The 6,413-nt window shown below is 52.0% G+C and carries 5 protein-coding genes and 2 pseudogenes; all 7 read left to right on the plus strand.

The window, feature by feature from the left end; genetic code table 11:
* Nucleotides 1-119: 119 nt before the first annotated feature.
* Nucleotides 120-557, plus strand: coding sequence for an Rrf2 family transcriptional regulator (locus LH51_RS12615; protein WP_036522609.1), 438 nt, complete (start codon nucleotides 120-122; stop codon nucleotides 555-557).
* 153 nt (nucleotides 558-710) lie between these two features.
* Nucleotides 711-1,628 (plus strand): sulfate adenylyltransferase subunit CysD, encoded by a 918-nt coding sequence (gene cysD, locus LH51_RS12620; protein ID WP_036522611.1) that lies wholly within the window; start codon nucleotides 711-713, stop codon nucleotides 1,626-1,628.
* Between the two features lie 25 nt (nucleotides 1,629-1,653).
* On the plus strand, nucleotides 1,654-3,321 hold the full coding sequence (gene cysN / locus LH51_RS12625; RefSeq protein WP_036522613.1) for a sulfate adenylyltransferase subunit CysN: 1,668 nt from the start codon (nucleotides 1,654-1,656) through the stop codon (nucleotides 3,319-3,321).
* A gap of 228 nt (nucleotides 3,322-3,549) precedes the next feature.
* Nucleotides 3,550-4,130, plus strand: a pseudogene (gene rsxA, locus LH51_RS12630) (electron transport complex subunit RsxA).
* A 13-nt stretch (nucleotides 4,131-4,143) separates the two neighbouring features.
* Nucleotides 4,144-4,741: pseudogene (rsxB, locus tag LH51_RS12635) on the plus strand (electron transport complex subunit RsxB).
* The gene (locus tag LH51_RS22785) at nucleotides 4,738-5,043 is read left to right on the plus strand and encodes a hypothetical protein (protein ID WP_052063753.1); all 306 of its coding nucleotides are present in this window, start codon (nucleotides 4,738-4,740) and stop codon (nucleotides 5,041-5,043) included. The pseudogene rsxB and the gene LH51_RS22785 overlap by 4 nt, the downstream one beginning before the upstream one ends.
* Nucleotides 4,986-6,413: electron transport complex subunit RsxC (rsxC, locus tag LH51_RS12640; RefSeq protein WP_327124957.1), on the plus strand; the 1,428-nt coding region annotated here is incomplete at its 3' end. The genes LH51_RS22785 and rsxC, both read left to right, overlap by 58 nt.

Here is a 6,413-nt window from a genome sequence, read left to right on the forward strand (position 1 = left end):
TGGGTGTTTTGCTCTCTGCGCTCTTTTGGATTACCGCCTTTGCACTCTTTGTAGTAATCTATTGGCCCATACTGAGCCGCTCGCGTGCTGACGGGCGCCCCGGCTGATTCAGGTTATCCATGCATATCACCAGTTTTACCGATTACGCCCTGCGTGTGCTTATCTACGCCGCAACCAAGGCCCCGGAGCAATGCACCATTGCCGAAATTGCGGCGTGCTACAATATTTCCCGTAACCATCTGATGAAAGTGGTACAGACACTCAATCAGCGCGGCTATCTCTGTGCTCAACGGGGTAAGAATGGCGGATTACGGCTTAAGGGTCCAGCCAATGAAATTAACCTGGGCCAGTTGATTCGGGAAATCGAACAGGACAAACCACTGGTTGAATGCTTCAGTTACGATAATCAGTGTTTAATTACACCGGCTTGCCAGCTCAAAGGTATCCTGGCTGAAGCGCAGCAGGCCTTTTACCAGAGTCTGGATCGTTATACCCTGGCTGATCTGGTGACAGCCCGTTCGCAGCCCCAACTTATGCAGTTGCTGAACCTCGCCTGAGTCTGCACTTCAAGAAAGTTTTGGCCGACACCCCATCTCATATTCCATATAAGTCTATAAAAATTCATATATATTCTTTTTTATTTTATGTGGAATACTTCATAATCGTCCGTACAACATCCCGTAGACCGATTGCTGACGGAAGACTTTGCTATGCCAGCCTTACCTGAAAACCGATTAACACACCTGAAACAGCTTGAAGCGGAAAGCATTCATATTATTCGTGAAGTAGCCGCCGAGTTTGATAACCCGGTAATGCTCTACTCCATTGGCAAAGACTCCTCCGTGATGCTGCATCTGGCCCGGAAAGCTTTCTTCCCAGGTAACCCACCCTTTCCCTTGCTGCATGTAGACACCACCTGGAAATTCCAGGAGATGATCCGCTTTCGTGACAATATGGCCAAAGAAGCCGGTATGGATCTGATCGTACACATCAACCAGGAAGGCGTTGATATGGGAATCAGCCCGTTTGAGCATGGTTCAAAAAAGCACACGGATATCATGAAAACCCAGGGGCTCAAACAGGCATTGAATCAGTATAAGTTTGATGCTGCATTCGGTGGCGCCCGTCGTGACGAAGAAAAGTCGCGCGCCAAGGAACGTATCTTTTCCTTTCGCGATAAAAATCATCGTTGGGACCCCAAAAACCAGCGTCCTGAGCTGTGGAATATTTTCAACACCCGGGTCGATAAAGACGAGAGTATTCGGGTGTTTCCTCTGTCTAACTGGACAGAACTGGATATCTGGCAGTACATCTATCTGGAAAACATCGATATCGTACCACTCTACTACTCAGCGGTACGCCCGGTTGTCGACCGCGACGGCATGCTGATCATGGTGGATGATGAGCGCATGCCACTACGCCCCGAAGAAACCCCGGTGATGAAATCAGTACGTTTTCGTACACTCGGCTGCTATCCGCTAACCGGCGCCGTAGAATCCGAGGCCGATAGCCTCGAAGAGATTATTCAGGAAATGCTGTTGACTACCACTTCTGAGCGCCAGGGGCGCGCCATCGACCATGATGGTGCCGGCTCCATGGAGCAAAAGAAGATGGAAGGTTATTTCTGAACACAGCCGCCGAGAGGAAAACAACATGAGCCACCAGAGCGAACTTATCGCCAACGATATCAAGACCTATCTGCACCAGCATGAGAATAAAGAACTGCTGCGCCTGCTCACCTGCGGCAGTGTCGATGATGGTAAATCCACCCTGATCGGACGACTGTTACACGATTCGAAAATGATCTATGAAGATCAACTCGCTGCTATTACCCATGACAGTAAAAAAGTTGGCACCACCGGTGACACAGTGGATCTGGCGCTACTGGTCGACGGTCTGCAGGCAGAGCGTGAACAAGGCATCACCATAGATGTGGCCTACCGCTATTTCTCTACGGCCAAGCGCAAGTTCATCATCGCCGACACCCCTGGACATGAGCAATATACGCGCAACATGGCTACGGGTGCGTCCACCTGTGATCTGGCCATCATCCTCATCGATGCCCGCCATGGGGTGCAGGTGCAAACCCGCCGCCATAGTTTTATCGTATCCCTGCTGGGTATTCGCCACACCCTGGTGGCGATCAATAAAATGGATCTGGTGGAGTACAGCGAGGAACGCTTCAATCAGATCAAAGCCGACTACCTGGAATTCGCCAAAGACCTGAACCTGCCGGATATTCAGTTTGCGCCTATATCTGCGCTAAATGGTGATAATGTCGTTAACCCATCAGCACATATGCCCTGGCATAAGGGTGAACCACTGATGGCCCTGCTGGAAGCCATTGAGATCGCCCAGGATCATAATTTTGATGAGTTACGCTTCCCGGTTCAGTACGTAAACCGCCCTAACCTGAACTTTCGCGGCTATTGTGGCACCCTGACCTCCGGGGTCGTCCAGGTTGGTGATGCGGTTAAGGTGCTGCCCTCCGGCAAGCAAAGTCGGGTCAAGTCCATTGTCACCTGGGACGGCGAACTGGACAGAGCCTTTGCCCCTATGGCGGTAACGCTGACTCTGGATGATGAAATTGATATTTCCCGTGGTGACCTGCTGGTGCATGCCGAGGCAACACCAGAGCCACGCCAGCAATTCAGCGCACACCTGGTGTGGATGGACGAACAACCCCTTAATCCAGCACGCGATTATGAGATCAAGCTGGCAACCAGCCGCCAGACCGGGCGGATAAGCCGTATTCACCACCGTATAGATGTGAACACCCTGGAGCATATTCCGGCAGGTTCTCTGGAACTTAATGAAATCGCCAAGGTCGATCTATCACTGGAGCGCGCGGTGGTTGCGGATAACTATCGCTTACATAAAGGAACGGGCGCGTTCATTCTGGTAGACAGGTTTAGCAACCGTACGGTTGCAGCGGGGATGATACTGCCACCGGAACAGACCCAGGACAGATTGAAACCAACCTCCGACAGCCTGCTGAACACGACGCTCTGGGAGCAACGCTTCGGACAAAAAGCCAGCTGCATTCAAGTCCAGGGCGGCACCCTGGAGCTACGCCATCAACTGCTCTATACGCTGGAAAAAGCGCTGTTTGACCAAGGTAAAGTGGCCTTTGTACTGGATGCTGAGTCTGCACAAACGCCGCCTGACGCAAATGCAGCACTGATCAACTGGCTGCTCAGCAAAGGGGTCATACTGATCACCAATACAGCCTCCAAACTCAGTGAGACTCAGATTATTGATCTGGATGGCAGCACGAATGATATCAGTCAACTGGTAACAGGATTGCTAGAACGACTCTAGCCGCTCTGCTGGCCAAACATATATTAGCCACATATAAACATATAGGCTTGAGCTTATATGTTTGAAGGTAAAAGAAATTTAGCCCCTGAACTGCTATTGAAGTGTGGTAGAGTTGCGCTGGATCAATGATCTGCATCTGTACCCGCAGGGGCTGAATCCGTTAACATAACAGAATAGCCAAACCGGCACCTTCTTCGCTCGTTGATTCAGGACACGCTGACCAAGAGTATGAATGAATTTCTTCTTATCCTGATAAGCACCGTACTGGTGAACAACTTTGTTCTGGTGCAATTTCTGGGGCTTTGCCCGTTTATGGGAGTTTCCAATAAACTGGAAACCGCTATGGGTATGTCGCTCGCCACAACCTTTGTACTGACGCTGGCGTCGGTGTGTAGCTACCTGGTCTACCGCTACTTGTTGCTGCCGTTCGATATTACCTGGCTGCGCACCATCGCCTTTATTCTGGTGATTGCTGTGGTCGTGCAGTTCACCGAAATGGTGGTACACAAAACCAGCCCACTGCTGCACAAACTGCTGGGTATTTACCTGCCGCTCATCACCACCAACTGCGCGGTGCTGGGTGTGGCTCTGTTAAACATTCAAAAGCAGAACAACTTCCTCGAATCCATTGCCTATGGTTTCGGTGCTGCGGTGGGCTTTTCCATGGCCCTGGTGCTTTTCTCTGCCCTGCGTGAACGTATTGCCGTTGCTGATGTACCGTTACTTTTCGTGGGGCCGCTATCGGCATGGTAACTGCCGGGCTGATGTCACTGGCCTTTATGGGCTTTACTGGTCTGGTCAGGGTTTGAGGGAAGTCGTTGCATGACAATTGTTCTGACAGCCGTCTTAATTCTATTGGCCCTGGCCAGTGTCTTCGGAGTGATTCTGGGGTATGCCTCGGTACGCTTTCGTGTCGAGGGCGATCCGATCGTCGATCAGATCGATGCGTTGTTGCCACAAACTCAGTGCGGTCAGTGTGGTTATCCTGGCTGTCGCCTTATGCCGAAGCCATATCCAGCGGCGATGCCATTAATAAATGTCCACCCGGTGGCCAGAGCACCATTGAATCCCTGGCTAGCTGCTGGACCGCGAAGTGATCCCGCTGGATGCTGAACATGGCGAAGAACAAGCCAAAACCGTTGCCTACATTCGTGAAGATGAGTGCATCGGCTGCACCAAGTGCATTCAGGCCTGTCCTGTAGATGCCATTCTCGGTGCAGCAAAACAGATGCACACCGTCATCGTCAGCGAATGCACCGGCTGTGATCTCTGTGTTGAACCCTGCCCTGTAGATTGTATTGATATGCTGCCGTTACCTGTTACACCAGCCAACTGGAAATGGCCCGCTCCCGTGTCTGATCCCAACCTGATTCTCACCGACCGTGGCCGGGGGCATTTGCTGCAGGGAGGTTCACAATGAGCCGGGTTTACAGCTTTCATGGTGGGGTACATCCACCGGAAAACAAGCGCCAGTCGCTGGGTGCGCCGATCCGCCAGGCGCCACTGCCTTCGCGTCTGATACTGCCACTGCAACAGCATATCGGCAAAGCCGCGATACCGCTGGTTGAAGTCGGGCAGATGGTTCTCAAGGGTCAGAAAATTGCTGAGCCAGTGGCCATATCAGTGCCGCTATTCACGCGCCCAGTTCTGGAACCATCGCCTATATCGGGCTGCAGCCTGTGCCCCATGCCTCCGGGCTGGAATCACCCTGTATCGTCATAGAAACCGATGGCGAGGATCGCTGGATCGAACGCGAACTATTACCGGACTATCACAGCGTCAGTAAAAAAACCCTGATCCGGCATATTCGCGAATCCGGTATTGCCGGGCTTGGCGGAGCGGGCTTCCCAACCGATATCAAGCTGAACCTGGGTCAGGACCATATCGTTAACACCCTGATCATTAATGCCGCCGAGTGTGAGCCTTATATCACCGCCGATGATGCATTGATGCGTGAACGTCCGGATGAAATCCTGTCTGGTATCGAAATCATTGCGCATATACTGGAACCCAGCCATACCCTGATCGGTATTGAAGATAACAAGCCCAACGCCATCAAAGCGCTGCGTGAAGCGATTCGCAAACGTAAACTGCCAATTGATTTGATGGTGGTCCCGACCCGCTACCCTTCTGGTGGTGAAAAACAGCTGATTCAGTTGCTCACTGATGTCGAAATACCCAGTGGTTCCATACCGGCTGATATCGGCATAGTGTGTCAGAACGTAGGTACAGCCGCCGCTGTATATCGCGCAGTAGAGCTAGGTGAACCGCTGATTTCCCGGATTGTCACCCTGACAGGCTTTGCGCTGGGCCACCGCCAAAATTATGAAGTATTGATCGGCACACCTTTCTCCACCCTGCTGGAATCCGCCGAGGTGGACCGCTCACGCCTGTTCCGCTTGGTTATGGGTGGCCCGATGATGGGCATTTCGGTTGAGGATGACCGTATACCGGTGATCAAGACCACTAACTGCATCATTGCCGCCACACGTGAAGAGATGCCACCGACACCACCGGCACAACCCTGCATTCGTTGTGGTATGTGTGAACAGGTTTGCCCGGCTTCATTGCTGCCACAACAACTTTACTGGTTTGCCAAAGGCCGGGAGTTCGACAAAGCACGTCACCACAACCTGTTCGATTGTATAGAGTGTGGTGCTTGTGCCTATGTCTGCCCCAGCAATATTCCTCTGGTGCAGCATTATCGTTTTGCCAAATCTGAAATACGCAATGAGCAAGCCGAGCAACTCAAAGCGGCACAGGCTCGTGAGCGCTTTGAAGCCCGCCAGGCACGCCTTGCACGTGAAGTTGAAGAGAAGGAACTGCGTCGCAAAGAACGTGCTGAAGCAGCGGCTCTTGAGCAGGCACGCAAGAAAGCTGATGCTGACATAATTGGTGCCACACAACCTGACCCAGAAGCCGAACTTAAAAAGCTGAAAACAGCCGCCTCCATTGCCCGTACCAAACTGAAAAAAGCACGCGATGCGCTCAAGAATGCCCGCGAGAAAGGACTGGAAGGAACTGATAAATTGGAAGCGACCGTTATCCAACTCGAACAGAGTGCTGAGACTGCCAAGGAGGCCTGGCAACGT

Source organism: Nitrincola sp. A-D6 (assembly GCF_000764495.1).
GTDB lineage: Bacteria > Pseudomonadota > Gammaproteobacteria > Pseudomonadales > Balneatricaceae > Nitrincola.

Bases quoted from the DNA above. Each gene is read 5' to 3' on its own strand.
- LH51_RS12615 (WP_036522609.1), top strand. From the start codon at position 120: ATGCATATCACCAGTTTTACCGATTACGCCCTGCGTGTGCTTATCTAC.
- cysD (WP_036522611.1), top strand. From the start codon at position 711: ATGCCAGCCTTACCTGAAAACCGATTAACACACCTGAAACAGCTTGAA.
- cysN (WP_036522613.1), top strand. From the start codon at position 1,654: ATGAGCCACCAGAGCGAACTTATCGCCAACGATATCAAGACCTATCTG.
- LH51_RS22785 (WP_052063753.1), top strand. From the start codon at position 4,738: ATGAGCCGGGTTTACAGCTTTCATGGTGGGGTACATCCACCGGAAAAC.